The organism is Pseudomonas sp. NBRC 111139 (assembly GCF_001753955.1).
GTDB lineage: Bacteria > Pseudomonadota > Gammaproteobacteria > Pseudomonadales > Pseudomonadaceae > Aquipseudomonas > Aquipseudomonas alloputida.
The window spans coordinates 1-17,457 of record NZ_BCBP01000041.1 but is presented as its reverse complement, the minus strand read 5'-3'; the positions used below and the strand labels follow the sequence as shown (position 1 = coordinate 17,457).

At 63.6% G+C, this 17,457-nt stretch carries 14 protein-coding genes and 4 tRNA genes; 2 read left to right on the top strand and 16 right to left on the bottom strand.

What is annotated here, in order from left to right:
* The first annotated feature begins 52 nt into the window (after positions 1-52).
* Together BJQ17_RS16635 and BJQ17_RS16630 are read left to right on the top strand one after the other, a co-directional pair.
* Positions 53-1,171: a nitrilase-related carbon-nitrogen hydrolase gene (locus BJQ17_RS16635; protein ID WP_003247213.1), complete on the top strand. Its 1,119-nt coding sequence runs from the start codon at positions 53-55 to the stop codon at positions 1,169-1,171.
* A gap of 4 nt (positions 1,172-1,175) precedes the next feature.
* Complete coding sequence (locus tag BJQ17_RS16630) at positions 1,176-2,216, top strand: AraC family transcriptional regulator (RefSeq protein WP_070096343.1); 1,041 nt, start codon at positions 1,176-1,178, stop codon at positions 2,214-2,216.
* A 290-nt stretch (positions 2,217-2,506) separates the two neighbouring features.
* Here the strand turns inward: BJQ17_RS16630 and BJQ17_RS16625 are convergent, their stop codons facing one another.
* The 16 genes from BJQ17_RS16625 to BJQ17_RS16550 all read right to left on the bottom strand — a co-directional run bounded on the left by BJQ17_RS16625 (position 2,507) and on the right by BJQ17_RS16550 (position 17,204).
* Positions 2,507-3,331 (bottom strand): DUF2242 domain-containing protein, encoded by an 825-nt coding sequence (locus BJQ17_RS16625; protein ID WP_047604529.1) that lies wholly within the window; start codon positions 3,329-3,331, stop codon positions 2,507-2,509.
* 200 nt (positions 3,332-3,531) lie between these two features.
* Positions 3,532-3,608, bottom strand: a tRNA-Asp gene (locus BJQ17_RS16620).
* Between the two features lie 141 nt (positions 3,609-3,749).
* Positions 3,750-3,826, bottom strand: a tRNA-Asp gene (locus BJQ17_RS16615).
* Between the two features lie 99 nt (positions 3,827-3,925).
* Positions 3,926-4,002: transfer RNA gene (locus BJQ17_RS16610), tRNA-Asp, on the bottom strand.
* A gap of 65 nt (positions 4,003-4,067) precedes the next feature.
* Positions 4,068-4,143 (bottom strand) — tRNA-Val (locus BJQ17_RS16605).
* A gap of 219 nt (positions 4,144-4,362) precedes the next feature.
* A complete protein-coding gene (locus tag BJQ17_RS16600; protein ID WP_014859298.1) occupies positions 4,363-5,136 on the bottom strand; it encodes an SDR family oxidoreductase in 774 nt (257 codons plus the stop codon).
* Positions 5,133-6,344, bottom strand: coding sequence for an O-succinylhomoserine sulfhydrylase (locus BJQ17_RS16595; protein ID WP_004574899.1), 1,212 nt, complete (start codon positions 6,342-6,344; stop codon positions 5,133-5,135). The genes BJQ17_RS16600 and BJQ17_RS16595 overlap by 4 nt, the downstream gene beginning before the upstream one ends.
* A 16-nt stretch (positions 6,345-6,360) precedes the next feature.
* Positions 6,361-7,866: an amidophosphoribosyltransferase gene (gene purF / locus BJQ17_RS16590; RefSeq protein WP_003247207.1), complete on the bottom strand. Its 1,506-nt coding sequence runs from the start codon at positions 7,864-7,866 to the stop codon at positions 6,361-6,363.
* A 42-nt stretch (positions 7,867-7,908) separates the two neighbouring features.
* The gene (locus BJQ17_RS16585) at positions 7,909-8,466 is read right to left on the bottom strand and encodes a CvpA family protein (RefSeq protein ID WP_003247206.1); all 558 of its coding nucleotides are present in this window, start codon (positions 8,464-8,466) and stop codon (positions 7,909-7,911) included.
* Positions 8,467-8,663: 197 nt separating this feature from the next.
* Positions 8,664-9,314, bottom strand: coding sequence for an SPOR domain-containing protein (locus BJQ17_RS16580; RefSeq protein ID WP_054889705.1), 651 nt, complete (start codon positions 9,312-9,314; stop codon positions 8,664-8,666).
* Positions 9,298-10,605: a bifunctional tetrahydrofolate synthase/dihydrofolate synthase gene (folC, locus tag BJQ17_RS16575; protein ID WP_070096342.1), complete on the bottom strand. Its 1,308-nt coding sequence runs from the start codon at positions 10,603-10,605 to the stop codon at positions 9,298-9,300. The genes BJQ17_RS16580 and folC overlap by 17 nt, the downstream gene beginning before the upstream one ends.
* Positions 10,605-11,498, bottom strand: a complete 894-nt coding sequence (gene accD, locus BJQ17_RS16570; RefSeq protein ID WP_004574892.1) for an acetyl-CoA carboxylase, carboxyltransferase subunit beta — start codon at positions 11,496-11,498, stop codon at positions 10,605-10,607. The genes folC and accD overlap by 1 nt, the downstream gene beginning before the upstream one ends.
* Before the next feature lie 220 nt (positions 11,499-11,718).
* Positions 11,719-12,339: a phosphoribosylanthranilate isomerase gene (locus BJQ17_RS16565; RefSeq protein WP_003247201.1), complete on the bottom strand. Its 621-nt coding sequence runs from the start codon at positions 12,337-12,339 to the stop codon at positions 11,719-11,721.
* A gap of 61 nt (positions 12,340-12,400) precedes the next feature.
* Entirely contained in the window at positions 12,401-13,261 is an 861-nt protein-coding gene (gene truA, locus BJQ17_RS16560; protein ID WP_033726402.1) for a tRNA pseudouridine(38-40) synthase TruA, read from the bottom strand.
* A 137-nt stretch (positions 13,262-13,398) separates the two neighbouring features.
* The gene (locus tag BJQ17_RS16555; RefSeq protein WP_070096341.1) at positions 13,399-16,128 is read right to left on the bottom strand and encodes a FimV/HubP family polar landmark protein; all 2,730 of its coding nucleotides are present in this window, start codon (positions 16,126-16,128) and stop codon (positions 13,399-13,401) included.
* Positions 16,129-16,199: 71 nt separating this feature from the next.
* Positions 16,200-17,204 (bottom strand): aspartate-semialdehyde dehydrogenase, encoded by a 1,005-nt coding sequence (locus BJQ17_RS16550; protein ID WP_070096340.1) that lies wholly within the window; start codon positions 17,202-17,204, stop codon positions 16,200-16,202.
* Positions 17,205-17,457 lie beyond the last annotated feature (253 nt).

Here is a 17,457-nt window from a genome sequence, read left to right as displayed (position 1 = left end):
CGGCTTCATCGTTCCGTATGGCCACTCCACTTTTAGCGAATACCCACGCTTGATGCGAAAACTCCTGGCAAGCGCCCTGGCGCTGGTGATGATCGCCGCCCTCTGCGGCTATGGCTTCTGGACCCAACAGCGCCCGGAAGGCCACTACCTGTCCGACCTGCGCATCGAACTGGCGCTTAACCATGGCGTCCCGGGCGAGCACGGCAACCTGCTCGGTGTCGAACCACTGCTGTACCCGGGCGACTATCAGAACTTGCAACGCCTGCACCGCAAGCTCGCAGCCTATCTGGAGCAAGCCCGCGCCCAAGGCCTGGTGAACCCGCGCACGGTGGTCGTGCTGCCGGAACACATCGGTACCTGGCTGTGGGCGCGCGGAGAGAAGAGCGAGCTGTATCAAGTTACCCAGAGCCGCGAAGCCCAACAATGGCTGGAACTGAGCAACCCGCTGCGCTATGGCCTCGCGGTTCTTGGCGCTGACGGCGACGACTGGCGCGCCGATGCGCACTTGCGCATGAAGGCCGAGCAGATGGCCGCAGACTACCAGCAGCTGTTCGGCGGCCTGGCCAAGGAATTTGGCGTCACCTTGGTGGCCGGTTCGATCGTGCTGCCCGAACCTTATGTGAAACAAGGCGTACTGCATACCGGCCGTGGCCCGCTGTTCAACAGCAGTGTGGTGTTTGCCGGTGACGGCTCGCTACTGGGGCAGCCCCAGCGTCAGCAATATCCCGACAGTGAAATGCGCCGCTACGTCCACGACGGCCGCCAGCACCCGCTGCAGGTCGTGCAGACCCCGGCCGGGCGCCTGGGGATACTGGTGGGCAGTGACAGCTGGTACCCGGAAAACCACCAGCAACTGACTGAACAAGCCGTACAACTGATCGCCAACCCAGCGTTTCTCAGTGGCAAGGGCAGCTGGCAAGCACCCTGGCGGGGAAATCGCCACCAGGATGCCAGCGCCGGGCTGGCCTTGCAGCGCGGCGAAGTCAGTGAACAGGCGGCTTGGCAACGCCTGACCGAAGTGGCCGGAACCGACATCAGCAGTATGAGCGTGTTCATGCGCGGGCAGTTCTGGGAACAGGGCAGCGATGGCCAGGGCTTTGCCCGCCAGTCGGGAGCGTTGCTTGCCGCCCCTCCCAGCCCAGGTGCCCGCCTGCTGAATGTGTGGCTGTAAGCCCATGGCCCGCCCCCGCGTGCGCCTGGGCGAACTGTCGGTGGGTTTTGTCCAGCCTTTGAGCGAAGCCCTGCGCGAGCTGGGCCACGACCCTGAACCATTGCTGCGCCGCTACGGCCTGGACGCGACACGCCTGGGCGAAGCCGGCGCACGCCTGTCCATCCCCCGCTACATGCATCTGGGCCACGCGGCAATCGAAATGAGCGGCGAGGCTGCTCTAGGCCTGCGTATGGGGCGCCTGAGCCGTCTGGCGCATGCTGGCCTGGCCGGGGTCACCGCGGCCCAGGCCCCCACCTTGGGTGAGGCGGCGCGCACCCTGCTGCGCTTCGAGCCGCTTTACGCGGCCAACTACCGTGGCCATTCCTGCTTTGTGGAAGATGCCCAGGGCGCCTGGCTGCGCTTCTACTCCATCAGCCCGTATAACGACTACAACCGCTTTGTGGTCGACTCACTGCTGGCCGGCTGGCTGGCCCAGTTGACCGACCTTGCCGGCACCCCAGTGCAGGCCGAACGCCTGGACATCGAGTTTGCCGCGCCCTCCTATGCCGCGCGCTATCAACCGCTCTGCAGCACGCCTGTGCAGTTCGCTGCCGACGGCAATCAGCTACGTCTGACCCGCGCCACCTTGCAACTGGCCAACCCAGCGCATTGCCCAAGTACCTGGCAGCACCTGTTGCAGTTGTGCGAAGCAGAGCTGCTGCAGCGCACGCGGGTGCGTAGCCTGGGTGAGCGCATTACTCACCTGCTGGGCCCGCTGCTCAATGGCGGCCGTGAACCGGACCTGGAAGAAGTGGCGCTGCACCTGCAACTGCCAACCTGGACCTTGCGCCGCAAGCTCGCCGAGGAAGGCACGCGTTTTCGCGACCTGCTCAACGAAACACGGCGCGACCTGGCCGAGACCTACATCCGTGACACGGCGCTGGCCTTTGGCGAGATTGCCTATCTGTTGGGGTTTGCTTCGGCCGAGGCCTTCCAGCGCGCATTCAAGCGCTGGACGGGCCTCACGCCGGGGGAGTTCCGCCGCAGCCAGCGGCAGCCGGGCTAGAGTTCGGTGGCGTCGTCGGCCGGTTCCGGGGTGTCCAGTTCGTAAGCCTGGGTTTCGAGTAGTTCTTCCTGGTATTCATCCATTGCCCTGCGTCCTCTTTGCTCATTTTGCCTTTGTAGGTATCGCCTTCAGCCTAAGCAGGTGGGATGAAGGGATGATGACAAGCTTATGAGTGGTAAACGTAGCAGGTGTTCAGGAAGTTATCGCGGGGCGTCTGTAACAGGGGATGTTTACAGCCTGAACCGGCCCTTTCGCGGGCTGCCGGCGAAAAGGCCGGTTCAGGCGACCCATCAAAGGGAGGGGGCGGCGGCTTCGACCGGCTGGGCATCCTGCTGCACCTGAATGGGTGCAGCTTCCGCCGGCGGGGCCACAGGCTGCGAACCCTGGCTGTCATCCACCACCGGCGCCGCTGCCGCCTCGCTGGCCGGGGCTACCCCCGCAGGTGCAGGCGTCGCCTCAACCAACGGTGCAGCTGCCGGGGCCGGCGCCACCGGGTTTGCCGCCGCTTGCTCCGGAAGCCCAAGGTCAGCCGCCGGTTTTTCAACCTTCGGCGCTGGCTCTTCGACCTTGGCCTTGCTCACTTTTTTCGGCTTGGGCAGGTAGCTCTCCACCAAGGCGAAATAGCGGTCATAGAACTGCGCTGCGGTCACCGTCTCACTGGCCACCTTGACCATCGAGTCGTCACTGGAGCCGATCGGCATCGACACCGAACCCAGCACCCCCACGCCCAGGCTGGCGGAGGTGTTGGACTTTTTCAGCGCATAGCGGTCCTGGAGGGCGTTGGCGAACATGGTCGAGCGCTGATCGTCGCTCACGTCCGGCGCACAGGTGACATTGAAGCTGATCTGCAGGTGGTTCTCGCTGTTTTGCTGAAAGCTCTTGTTACCCACCACCTGGTTGGCGCCGCTGCTGGTGATGATGTATCCCTGGCTAAGCAAAGCACGCCGGGCGGCCTCGCAAGAGCCAGCATCGCTCACCGGAAAGCTGCGCGAGAAGGTACCCGAGTCATCGAAGTTCTCGTGCTCGTAGACGGCCGCTTTTTTCGAGGAACAACCGGTCACGCCCGCCAGCACCAGGGCCAGCCCGAGCGCACCAAAGACGGAAGATCTGGTCATTGCGAATTCCGGGTATGTCGGGAAAGTGCCTATTGTGCAACACAGCAGGCAGGCACAGGAACCGCTGGTCGGTGAAGAATCTGTCAGGCTGGTGTAAATCTGGGTAAAGGCAGGCACTTGCCGGGCGCACCAACGAAAAAAGCGACCCGAAGGTCGCTTTAACGTTGCTTCAAGGCGTTCATGGGGCCTTGAAGCGAAGATGGCGCAGCGGACGGGACTCGAACCCGCGACCCCCGGCGTGACAGGCCGGTATTCTAACCGACTGAACTACCGCTGCGTATCATTCAGGCTTGCGCCCGATTGAAACCTGGGTCTACCCTTCCGGCGCGATGGCCTCAGGGCAGGCACAAAAAAAGCGATAACACGATCGCTTCTCTTGTGTTTGCTTCAAGGTGTTCTAGGGACCTTGAAGCGAAGATGGCGCAGCGGACGGGACTCGAACCCGCGACCCCCGGCGTGACAGGCCGGTATTCTAACCGACTGAACTACCGCTGCGTATCGTTCAGGCTTGCGCCCGATTGAAACTGGGATCAGCCCAAGGCGTGTGCCTTGTGGCTTCAGACCGGTGCCAGACACCCATCTGTTACTGAAAAATGGCGCAGCGGACGGGACTCGAACCCGCGACCCCCGGCGTGACAGGCCGGTATTCTAACCGACTGAACTACCGCTGCGCAGTGCGTTCCTCTCTGGCTATCGGCTTCTTGCGAATCCGATGCTCCAGGAACATCTCAGGAAGTGGTGGGTGATGACGGGATCGAACCGCCGACCCTCTGCTTGTAAGGCAGATGCTCTCCCGGCTGAGCTAATCACCCTCGCGATGTTGCTTGTTGCGTTTGCTTCGCTGAGGCCGCGAAATTTACGCAGGTGGCGAAGCTAAGTCAATAGCCCCATTGAATTTTTTTCAAAAAGGCAACGTGAGGTTATTGCCTGTGCCGGCCTCTTCGCGGGTAAACCCGCTCCTACAGTCGGACATTAACCATTGTAGGAGCGGGTTTACCCGCGAAGAGGCCGGCGCAGTTTAAACAAGGTGCTCAGCTATAGATCATCTTGCGGGTCATGCCGCCATCGACCACAAACTCCTGGCCGGTGACAAATGCCGCCTGGCGTGACAGCAACCAGGCAACCATGGCCGCTACATCTTCCACAGTCCCTACCCTGCCCGCTGGGTGCTGGGCATGGTCAGCTTCGCTTAACGGCTCGGCACGGCGCTGCGACGGATCACGGGCATCGATCCAGCCCGGGCTCACCGCATTGACGCGAATCTCCGGGCCCAGGCTCATGGCCAGGGCATGGGTCAAAGCCACCAGGCCGCCCTTGCTTGCCGCGTAAGCCTCGGTGTCGGGTTCGGACTGCCGAGCACGGGTAGAGGTCAGGTTGACGATCGCCCCATTGTGCGCACGCAGGTACGGCGCACAATGCTTGGCCAGCAGCATGGGCCCGCTGAGGTTGACCGCCAGCACCCGATTCCATTGGGCCAGGCTCAGGCTTTCCAGCGTCTGGTTGTGCGGGTTGGCAATGGCCGCATTGCACACCAGCGCGTCCAGCCGGCCGAACTGCCCGAGTACTTCGGACACGCCGGCACTGACCTGGGCCTCGTCGGCAACGTCCATGGTGATGAACCAGGCGTTGTCGCCCAACGCCTTGGCCACTTTGGTACCACGCTGGCGGTCCAGATCACTCAGCACCACTTGCCAGCCTTCGCAGATCAGCCATGCGGCAATGCCAAGACCGATGCCGCGGGCCGCGCCCGTGACCAAGGCTACCCGGCCATTGTGGCCCGGGGTGCTGCCGCTGATTTCGATCACAATGCCGCCAGCCCGCGCGCCAGGTCAGCCTGCAGGTCGGCCACGTCTTCCAGGCCCACGGCAACGCGGATCAGGCTGTCGCGGATACCCGCCGCTTCACGCTCCTGCGGCGACAGGCGACCGTGTGAGGTGGTCGCCGGATGAGCGATGGTGGTTTTGCTGTCACCCAGGTTGGTAGTGATGGAAATCACTCGGGTAGCGTCGATGAAACGCCACGCGCCCTCTTTGCCACCCTTGACCTCGAAGCTGACCACTGCACCAAAACCGCTCATCTGGCGCTTGGCCAGTTCGTGCTGCGGGTGGCTGGGCAGGCCGGCGTAATGCACCTTTTCCACGCCGTCCTGCTGCTCCAGCCATTCGGCCAGGGCCTGAGCGCTTTCGCAGTGTGCACGCATACGCAGGCGCAGCGTTTCCAGGCCCTTGGTGAAGATCCAGGCGTTGAACGGGCTGAGGGTTGGACCTGCGGTTCGCAGGAAACCCACCACTTCTTTCATTTGCTCGGCACGGCCGGCAACCACACCGCCCATGCAGCGGCCCTGGCCGTCGATGAACTTGGTGGCCGAGTGGAACACAATGTCGGCACCCAGCTTCAGCGGCTGCTGCAACGCCGGGGTACTGAAACAGTTGTCCACCACCAGCATGGCACCCTGAGCATGGGCGATTTCGCTGAGCGCAGTGATATCGACCAACTCGGCCAGCGGGTTGGAAGGCGATTCGACGATCAGCAGCTTGGTGTTGGCCTTGATGGCCTTTTCCCAACCGGTGAGGTCGACCAGTGGCACGTAGTCCACCTGTAGACCAAAGCGCTTGAAGTACTTCTCGAACAGGCTGATGGTAGAGCCGAATACGCTCTGCGACACCAGCACATGGTCACCGGCGCTGCACAGCGACATGACCACGGCCAGGATCGCCGCCATGCCGGTGGACGTACCCACGGCCTGCTCGGCACCTTCCATGGCCGCCAGGCGCTCCTCGAAGGCACGCACGGATGGGTTGGTGTAGCGCGAATAGACGTTGCCCGGCGTTTCGCCGGCAAAGCGCGCAGCAGCATCGGCTGCCGTGCGGAACACATAGCTGGAGGTCAGGAACAGCGCTTCGCTGTGCTCGCCTTCCGGGGTACGGTTTTGACCAGCGCGAACCGCCAGGGTGTCGAAACCGACACCCTCGAGGTCACTGTCCAGTCGCCCGGCATCCCATTGATCCGTCATGCCGTCGCTCCCAAAATCAGTTGTTGTAAAGGTCGATGATCGCGCTGACGGCCTGGTTCTTGACCTTGGCCAGGTCATTACGGGCCTGCTCGATGCGGTCGAGGTAGGCTTCGTCAATATCGCCAGTGACGTATTCGCCGTTGAACACCGCGCAATCGAACTGCTCGATCTTGATCTTGCCGCCGCCGACCGAATCGATCAGGTCTGGCAGGTCCTGATAGACCAGCCAATCGGCGCCAATCAACTCACCCACCTGTTCGGTGGTGCGGTTGTGGGCGATCAGTTCGTGAACACTCGGCATGTCGATGCCGTAGACGTTGGGGTAGCGTACTGCAGGGGCCGCGGAGCAGAAGTAGACATTCTTGGCGCCAGCTTCGCGGGCCATCTGGATGATCTGCTTGCAGGTGGTGCCGCGCACGATCGAGTCGTCCACCAGCATCACATTCTTGCCGCGGAACTCCAGCTCGATGGCGTTGAGCTTCTGACGCACCGACTTCTTGCGCGCGGCCTGGCCGGGCATGATGAAGGTACGGCCGATGTAACGGTTCTTGACGAAACCTTCGCGGAACTTGACGCCCAGCCGGTTGGCCAGTTCCAGCGCGGCAGTGCGACTGGTATCCGGGATCGGGATGACCACGTCGATATCATGATCGGGGCGCTCGCGCATGATCTTGTCGGCCAGCTTTTCACCCATGCGCAGACGCGCCTTGTACACCGAGACCCCATCGATGATCGAGTCCGGGCGCGCCAGGTAGACGTGCTCGAAGATGCACGGCTGCAACTTTGGCGATTCAGCGCACTGCTTGGTGAACAACTGGCCTTCTTCGGTGATGTACACCGCTTCGCCCGGTGCCAGGTCGCGGATCAGGGTGAAGCCGAGCACGTCCAGGGCGACGCTTTCCGACGCGATCATGTATTCCACACCTTCGTCGGTGTGACGCTGACCGAACACCACCGGGCGAATGCCATGGGGGTCGCGGAAGCCTACGATGCCGTAGCCGGTGATCATGGCCACGACGGCGTAACCGCCAACGCAGCGGCTGTGCACATGGGAGACCGCAGCGAACACGTCTTCTTCGGTCGGCTGCAACTTGCCGCGCACCGCCAGCTCATGGGCGAACACGTTCAGCAGCACTTCCGAGTCGGAGTTGGTGTTGACGTGGCGCAGGTCGGACTCGTAGATCTCCTTGGCCAACTGCTCGACGTTGGTCAGGTTGCCGTTGTGAGCCAGGGTTATGCCGTAAGGCGAGTTGACGTAGAACGGCTGGGCCTCGGCCGAGGTCGAGCTGCCCGCAGTGGGGTAGCGCACGTGGCCGATGCCGATGTTGCCTACCAGGCGCTGCATGTGGCGCTGCTGGAACACGTCGCGCACCAGGCCATTATCCTTGCGCAGGAACAACCGGCCGTCATGGCTGGTCACGATACCGGCAGCGTCCTGGCCGCGGTGCTGGAGGACCGTAAGCGCGTCATACAGCGCCTGATTGACGTTCGACTTACCGACGATACCGACGATGCCACACATGCGACGCAACCCCTACTTTGATGAAACTTGAGTGAATAGCGCTCAGGGCTTGGACGGCCCGAGCAACTGTTCCTTGAACGGAAGATCAGCCGGAGTGCTGATCAGCCCACTGGGCGTCCATTGGCCGGTGAAACCCAGAATCAGGTTTTTCGACCAGTCGGCGACCAAGAGAAATTGTGGTATCAGGCGTGATTCCTGCCACCAGGTGTCTTGTTGAACCGGCCCCAGGCTGATCAGGCCTATGGCCACCACTACCAGCAAGGCCCCGCGCGCAGCACCAAAGGCCATGCCCAGGAAACGATCGGTGCCGGACAGCCCGGTCACGCGGATCAGCTCACCGACAAGGAAGTTGACCATGGCCCCCACCAGCAAGGTGGCGACGAAAAGAATGGCGCAGCCAGCGATGACGCGCATCGATGGCGTCTGGATATAGCTCTCAAGATACACCGAGAGCGAACCGCCGAACATCCAGGCAACCGCACCGGCAATGATCCAGATGAGCAAGGACAAGGCCTCCTTGACGAAGCCGCGCTTGAGACTGATCAGTGTGGAGACGGCGATGATCGCAATGATCGCCCAATCAACCAAGGTAAATGCCACGGTGCTGCCTGCAGACGTTTGAGGCGGCGCATTTTACCAGAGCGGCGGGCCGGGAGTAAGCGGAATGTCAGCTGGATTGGTGTTGGGCCATTGGCAGGCAAACCCGCCCCCAACTGGTTCTGGCTGAGCCTTGCAGCGGCGCAGTACCTGCAGGCGCGGGCTCACCCGCGAATGGGCGGCCTAGCCGCCCCGGGGAATCAGCTGCGCTCAGGCTGGAAGCGCACCACAAAGCCCTTGAGGCTGTTCTGACGGTTGATGGCGTCACGCACGCGCTCGGCTTCGGCGCGCTCGATCAACGGCCCCACGTACACGCGGTTCATGCCACCCGCCGTACGGATATAGGCGTTGTAACCCTGGCTACGCAGGGTTTGCTGCAGCTTTTCGGCACCGGCGCGGTTGGACAGGCTGGCCAGCTGGATCGACCAACTGACGGGCAGGCCATTGGCGTCGATCTTCGATGGCGCGGCAGGCGCTGGTGTTGCAGCAGCCTTGGCCTCCACCTTGGGCGCGGGCGCGGGCGCCTGCGGCTTGGGCGGCTGAACCTGCGCCTGGGTCTGCGGCGACGGGGTGATTGGCTGGCTGGGCGTACTCGCCGGCGCAGTGGCCTCGTCGATCACCACCGGCGCCGGCTGCGCCTCCTGCGCAATAACCTGTGGCTCCGGCACGGCAACCGGCTCCACCTTCACTTCCGGTAGGCTGGGCATGGCCGGTGCCTGCGGGGCTTCGACGTGCACCTGGCGCATCTCGTCCTCGCGGGTAAACAGCATCGGCAGGAAGATAACCGCCAGCGCCACCAGCACCAGCGCACCCACCATGCGCTGTTTCATCCCTTTATCCAGCACAGCCATCTATTCCACCCTCCTGGGCGTGCCGCTCCAGCCATTCCAGCGCCTGGGCGACACAGAAAAACGAACCGAACAGCAGGATCTGATCATCCGCCGTCGCCTGCGCACATTGCCCTTCAAGGGCGGCGTCGACGCTGGCATAAGACTTCACCGTGGCACCGAGGTTCGCCAAGGACGAGGCCAGTTCTGCGGCCGGGCGACTGCGCGGGGTATCCAGCGGCGCCACCGCCCAGTCGTCGATGAGGCCCTGCAGCGGCGCGATAACGCCCTCCAGATCCTTGTCGGCGAGCAGGCCAAACACCGCGAGGCGGCGCCCCTTGAGCGGCCGGGCCGCCAGGCGCCTGGCCAGGTACTGCGCCGCATGCGGGTTATGCCCGACATCCAGCAGCAACGCTACCGGCTTACCCTGCCAGTTCAACAGACGGAGGTCGAGACGCCCAGTGATACGGGTATCCAGCAACGCCTGGCGAACTTGCACCGCGTCCCACGACAGCCCCATCAGCAGGTAAGCCTGCAAGGCCAGCGTGGCGTTTTCCATGGGCAGGTCTAGCAAAGGCAGGTCACGCAGCTCGACCTGCGCACCATCGGCGGCAGTACCACGCCAGCTCCAGCAGCCTTCGGCGCTGGTCAGGTCGAATTCCCGACCACGCAGGAACAGTGGCGCGGCCAGTTCGGCGGCCTTGTCCAGCAACGGCCCGGGCGGATCCAGATCACCGCACAGGGCCGGCTTGCCCGGGCGGAAGATGCCAGCCTTCTCGAAGGCCACCAGCTCGCGGGTATCACCCAGGTAATCAACATGGTCGACACCGATGCTGGTCACCAGGGCGAAGTCGGCATCCACTACGTTGACGGTATCCAGGCGGCCACCCAGGCCCACCTCCAGCACCACCGCATCCAGCTGCGACTGGTAGAACAACCAGAACGCGGCCAACGTCCCCATCTCGAAGTAGGTCAGGGAAATATCGCCCCGCGCCGCCTCGACGGCGGCGAAGGCTTCGCACAGGCGCTCATCGCTGGCCTCTTGGCCATCGATCACCACCCGCTCGTTGTAACGTAGCAGGTGCGGCGAACTGTACACACCGACCTTGAGCCCCTGGGCACGCAGCAACGACGCCACAAAGGCGCAGGTCGAACCCTTGCCGTTGGTGCCGGTTACTGTCACCACGCGCGGCGCCAGCTTGCCCAGCGCCAAGCGGGCAAGCACCTTCTGCGACCGCTCCAGGCCCATGTCGATGGCCGAGGGGTGCAACTGCTCGAGGTAGGCGAGCCATTCGCCCAGGGATCGTTGTTTCATCACGCGACGGCAGCCGCCTCACGCGCTTCTTCCGGCGTTTGCTGACCGGTCATCTGCGCCAGCAGGCGGGCCAGACGCGGGCGCAATTCGCCACGGGAGATGATCAGGTCGATGGCACCGTGCTCCAGCAGGAACTCGCTGCGCTGGAAGCCTTCAGGCAGCTTCTCGCGTACGGTCTGCTCGATCACGCGTGGGCCGGCGAAACCGATCAGGGCCTTCGGCTCACCGACGATGACGTCGCCGAGCATGGCCAGGCTGGCGGAAACACCGCCATACACCGGGTCGGTCAGGACCGAGATGAACGGGATGCCTTCTTCGCGCAGGCGCGCCAGCACGGCAGAGGTCTTGGCCATCTGCATCAGCGAGATCAGCGCTTCCTGCATGCGCGCACCGCCCGAAGCGGAGAAGCAAACCATTGGGCAGCGGTTTTCCAGGGCATAGTTGGCCGCGCGGACGAAGCGCTCGCCGACGATGGCACCCATGGAGCCGCCCATGAACGAGAACTCGAAGGCGCTAACCACGATCGGCATGCCCATCAGGGTGCCGCTCATGGAGATCAGCGCGTCTTTTTCGCCAGTCTGCTTCTGCGCAGCGGTCAGGCGGTCCTTGTACTTCTTGCCATCACGGAACTTCAGGCGGTCTACCGGTTCCAGGTCAGCGCCCAGTTCGGCCCGGCCTTCGGCGTCAAGGAAGATGTCGATGCGCGCACGTGCGCCGATGCGCATGTGGTGATTGCACTTGGGGCAGACATCCAGGGTCTTTTCCAGCTCCGGACGATACAGCACGGCCTCGCAGGACGGGCACTTGTGCCACAGGCCCTCAGGCACCGAGCTCTTTTTCACCTCGGAACGCATGATCGAAGGGATCAGTTTGTCGACTAACCAGTTGCTCATGCTTTCTTTCTCCAGTATTGGCAGGCGGGGGACGGCGTCACCGACCCTACCCTGCCCTTGAGCTCAAAATCTTTTATGAAACGATGGTGGACCGGCCGCCGGGGTTTCCAGCGCGCCACTCCACCGCTAATGTGTTGTTTGCCACCACAGGTGCTGGCAGCGGCCCGCAGGGCTGCGAAAGCTATGGACGATGGCGCGCAGCCAGCCGTCACATCTGCCATCAAGCCTGTTTCACCGCACGCATGAAGGCCTCGATCTTCGCCGCGTCCTTGATGCCCTTGGCCTGTTCGACGCCACCACTGACATCCACCGCATAAGGCTTTACCCGGGCAATGGCCTGGCCAACGTTATCGGCCGACAGCCCACCCGCGAGAATGATCGGCTTGCCAAGACGCGCCGGTACCAATGACCAGTCGAACGCCTCGCCGGTTCCCCCTGGCACGCCTGGCACATAGGTGTCCAACAAAATGCCGCGGGCACCCGCGTAACGCTGACAGGCCGCCTCCAGGTCATCGCCAGGGCGCACACGCAGGGCCTTGATCCAGGGGCGGTGGTAGCCTTCACAGTCCTGCGGGGTTTCATCGCCGTGAAACTGTAGCAGGTCCAGCGGAACCACTTCGAGGATCTCGTTCAGCTCACAGCGCGAGGCATTGACGAACAGCCCGACCGTGGTCACGAACGGCGGCAGCTCGGCAATGATCGCCCGCGCCTGGCGCACGTCCACCGCCCGCGGGCTCTTGGCATAGAAGACGAAGCCGATGGCATCGGCCCCCGCTTCGGCAGCGGCCAGTGCGTCTTCGATGCGGGTAATCCCGCAGATCTTGCTGCGAACATTGCTCATGGAACAAGAACCCTGATTGTTGCGGCGAAAGGGCGGATGTTAGCAAATGGCTTTTCGCTCGTCAGTCTGCCAACGCCTCGTAACCACTCAAAAAGTGTGGACCGATGTAACGCTTGGGCAACGCAAACGCTTCGGGGTACTCCACCTGCACCAGGTAAAGCCCGTATGGGTGGGCCGTTACCCCACCTTCACGGCGGTTGCGCCCTTCCAGCACCTCGCGCGCCCAGGCAACCGGACGCTCGCCGGCGCCGATGGCCATCAGCACACCGGCAATGTTACGCACCATGTGGTGCAGGAAGGCGGTGGCACGCACGTCCAGCACGATCATCTGGCCATGGCGGGTAACACGCAGGTGGTAGATGTGCTTGATCGGTGATTTGGCCTGACACTGGCTGGCACGGAAGGCGCTGAAGTCGTGGGTACCCAGCAGGAACTGCGCCGCCTCGGCCATGCGATCGACGTCCAGCGGACGGTGGTTCCAGGTCACCTCTTCGGCCAGGTGCGCCGGGCGAATCGGGTCGTTGTAGATGACGTAGCGGTAGCGCCGGGCGCAAGCCTTGAAGCGGGCATGAAAGTCGGCCGGCATTGGCCGCGACCAGACCACACTGATGTCGTGCGGCAGGTTGAAGTTGGTGCCCATGGTCCAGGCGCGCTCGTCACGCACGGCACGGGTATCGAAGTGCACGACCTGCCCGCAGCCGTGAACGCCGGCGTCGGTACGCCCGGCGCAGACCACCGAAATCGGCTCGTTGGCGACCTTGGACAGCGCTTGCTCCAGGGCTTGCTGGACACTCGGCACGCCGCTGGCCTGACGTTGCCAGCCGCGGTAGCGCGCGCCTTTGTATTCCACGCCCAGGGCGATGCGGGAGTAGCCTTCGGCCGCGGATTCGGCGGTAGCGGTGTCGATGATGTCCAAGAGCATGAAACCTGTGGGGTGTACGGAATGGCGGGGATTATAACGACAACGGCAGCCTCGTAGGGCTGCCGGTGGTTGCGCACTGCATGTGCGGGCCTCTTCGCGGGCGCGGTCAGCCCGCCAAGAGGCCTGACCTGCTTGCATCAGACCAGCCGGGAGAGCATGTCCTCGGCTTCCTGACGCTGGCTGTCGTCGCCATCCTTGACCACTTCGTCGAGGATGTCACGCGCGCCCTGGCTGTCACCCATGTCGATATAGGCACGGGCCAGGTCGAGCTTGGTGGCGACTTCGTCACTGCCGGAGAAGAAGTCGAAGTCCAGGTCTTCCAAAGGCTCGGGCTCGGGCTGCGCCACCGCGTCTTCGCTGGTGAAGTGCGGCTCCAGCGATGGCGTTTCGAGGCTCTGCGACAGCTTGTCCAGCTCGGCGTTGACGTCATTGAGCTCCGAGGCAAAGCTCTTGGCGGCCGGCGAATCGTCTTCCAGCGACAGGGACAAGTCGAAGTCCGATGGCAGGTCGAACTCGGAGACCGGGTCAAACTCCGGCTCGCTGTCGAAAGCAGCCAGTTCGGACGCGACATCCAGCGGATCTTGCTCCAGCGCCTCCGGGGCAGCCGGGGCAACCGGCTCACTGACGTCGAGGTCGAAATCAGACAGGTCCACGGCAGGCTGAGGCTCGGCCTGAGCCAGCATGGCCTCGAAATCAGCGTCGGCGTCGGCTTGCAGCTCGGCATCCACGGCAAAGGGCTGTTCTTCTGGCTGAGCTTCTTCCTGTACGGGCTCATCCAGCACAGGCTCAGCGATTACCAGCTCGTCGGGTACGCCCCCCTGTGCGATCGGCTCTTCCAGCACGGACGCGGCCAGCGGGTCTTGATCGGCCAGGTCTTCACCCAGGCTCAGGTCGAAGGCGCTGTCCAGATCCTGCTCGGCCAGGTCCGTTGCATCGAGCGTTGGCACTTCATCGAAGGCGTCCAGCTCAGCGTCAGGCTCTGCTTGCGCGACAGCCTCTGGCTCAGCCTCCACGTGCGGCTCGAACCCAGACAACTCGTCAGGCACCACATCGGCAACCACCGGCGCTTCGGGCTCATCGTGCAGCAGCTCTTGCACGTACTGCTCATCCATTTCGGCAGCCAGCGCCGCCGCACCCAGGCCGGCAGCAGCCAGGCCGAGCATGGCGGGGTAACGCTCTTTCAGGCTGGCGACTTCAGCAACGTTCTGCTCGCTGGCCGGCAACTGACGCTCCTGTTCAGCGAACGCGCTCTGGTCACCCTGACGGGCGTACACGTCCATCAGCTTCAGGCGCAGGTCGTCACGCTCCGGCGCGGCGGCCACGGCGGGCTCCAGCAGCTCGGCAGCACGATTAAGGCGGCCTTCGGCCAGGCATTGGTCAACTTGCGCCAGCAGCGCGGCGTGCGGGTCTGCTTGCGGCTCAGGCTCGGGTTCTGCCTCAGCGACCGGTTCTGCCACTTTTTCCGCAGCGACGGCAGCAGCAGCCGAAGCGGCAACCACAGCCGGCGACAGGGTTACGCCAGGCTCCCGGGCTTCGACGCCGTCGAAGCTCTCGGTATCGCTGTCGAAACCTGCGCCCTGCTCTTCTTCCAGCGCCCGCGCCATGCGCAGGTGCTTCTCGGCTTCTTGCTGGGCTTTGCGCTTGCGCGCCAGCAGCCACAGCAGCAGTGCCAGCACCAGAATGCTGGAACCGGCAATCACCCCCAAAAGCCACGGGTTGCCCAGGACCGAATCGAGCGTACCCTTCGGCTGGCTGACGGATGCTGGCTGGGCGTCCGGCACAGGCTTGGGTGCGGTATCGGCAGCAGCAGGTGCCGGATTGACCACGGGCTGCTCCGGGATAGCGGCAGCCGACGCGGCTGCGCCCTGGCCTTCCAGGCGTGCCAACTGGTTGTTCTTCAGCTCGATCAGGCGCTGCAGCTTGTCCAGCTGGCTCTGCAGGTCGGCCATGCGGCTTTTCAGTTCTTCGTTGTCGCGACGGCTGGTGTCCAGGCTTTCCTGGGCCATGGCCAGCTCGTCATTCAACGCCTTGGCCTGGCCTGCACCGGCCTGCTTGCCCGGGCTGACCAGGCGCAGGTTGTCGCCCTGGGCGATACGCGACGGCGCAGCTTCGGCGGCGCCACGGCGGGTGGCATCCAGCTGGCGGGCACGCGGCCCCAGGCGACGGCCTTCACGCCAGGCCGCATACTGCTCGGCCACCTCGCGGTTCGCTTCGCCCTGGGCGATGCTCTGGATCTGCTGCTGGTCGGGCAGGCGCAGTACCTGGCCAACCTTCAGCTGGTTGATGTTGTTGCCGATGAAGGCGTCCGGGTTCAATGCCTGGATCGCGATCATGGTCTGCTGGATCGACCCTCCCTGGGCGTTACGCGCGGCAATCTGCCACAAGGTGTCGCGACGCTGGGTGGTGTAGTTGCTGGCACCGGTCATGGCCGGTGTGACATTGCCTGCCGCCGGCTTGTCGCCCTGCGCCTTGGCCTGGTCGAGCAGCACACTATAGTCACGCAGCAGACGGCCCTGCGGCCACATCACCTGCACCAGGAACTTGACCACCGGACCTGGCAGCGGCTGACTGGACGTCACGCGCAGCACACTTTTGCCGTTGGGGTTGATCACCGGTGTGAAGGTCAGGTCTTCGAGGTAGGTCGGAAACGCCACCCCGGCCTTGCTGAACTCTTCCGGTGGCGCCAGGCTCGGCGCCACCTCGGCGGCTTTGAGGTCGCGCACGTCGAGCAATTCGATCTCGGCGTCCAGCGGCTGATTCTGTGCCGACTTCAGGGTCAGCTCCCCCAGGCCCAGCGCATTCGCCATGCCAGACGACAGCGCGGATGCTGCAGCCATGGCCAGAACCAGTTTGCGAATTCGAAGCATGACCTCTTCCCTTGTATGAATCGTCCCGAAACCTGCATGCGGAGCAGGACAAAAGTGCTCGCCAGTATCTTTTACGGCATGTGTTTAATCAACAATTGCGCCACTTGCACGGCATTGAGCGCGGCGCCTTTGCGCACGTTGTCAGTGGTTAGCCAGAGGTTGAGTTGCTGGTCTTCATCGACACCGTGACGTACACGTCCAACATAGACCACGTCTTGACCCACTGCGTCACCTACCGGGGTCGGATAATCATCGTTTTCCACCCGCTCGATGCTGTCGGCTGCCTCCAGGGCCTGGTTGACCGCTGCCAGGTCTACCGGGCGACGGCTTTGCACGGCCACACTGAAGCTATCGCCGAAAAACACCGGGACTTGAACACAGCTCACGGAAATCTTCAGTTCAGGCAGGCCCAGCAGCACGCGCAGTTCGCTGACCAGGCGGCGCTCCAGCGCGGTATGGCCCTGCTCGTCGGCAGCACCGACCTGGGCCAGCAGGTTGAATGCCACCTGGCGGTCGAAGAAGCGCGGCTCCAGCGGGCGGGCATTGAGCAGTTCGGCGGTTTGCCGGGCCAGCTCGCTGACCGCTTCACGGCCTTGCGCCGACACCGCCAACGCGGCCATCACTTGTACCCGCTCGATGTCCAGCAGGCCTTTGAGCGGCGCCAGCGCGACGGCCAGGGCTACTGCGGCTGAGCATGGGCTGACAATGCGCGCTGGCAACGACAGGCTGGCCAGGCGTTCGGCGTTGGCTTCCGGCACCAGGGCCAGGGCGTCGTCCAGGCCGCCGGACAGGTCGATGACCGTGCAGCCCGCCTGCAGCGCCTTGCTGGCAAAGCTGCGGCTGACGGCGGCGCCGGTGGCGAAGAAGGCCAGCTTGACCTGGGCGAAGTCGAAGCTGTCGACTTCGCGCACCTTCAGTTTCTTGCCAGCGAACATCACGCTGCTGCCCGCCGATTCCATGCTGGCCAGCAGGTGCAGGGTGGCAACCGGGAATGCCAGTTCCTCGAGGATCTGCACCAAGGCTTCACCGACGCTGCCGGTGGCGCCGACGACGGCGATATCCAAAGGGTGTGTCATGGAAGGGATCCTTTTGCTGTAAACGGCGGGGGCGGCACTTTACTCGGATTGTAGGGTTTTGTCTGTGCTCACCCGGCGCTGCTGTTGCTGTTGCTCGATTGCGTCTTGCTTCTTGGATGTGCGCACTCACACCGAGTAGGCATTCATTCGCGCAGGTGGCGCATCGTCACCTTTCCGCCCTTACGGCGGGTTACTTTGGTCGTGGCCAAAGTAACCAAAGCCGTCGGCTCCCATCATCCGGCCCCTGCGCTGC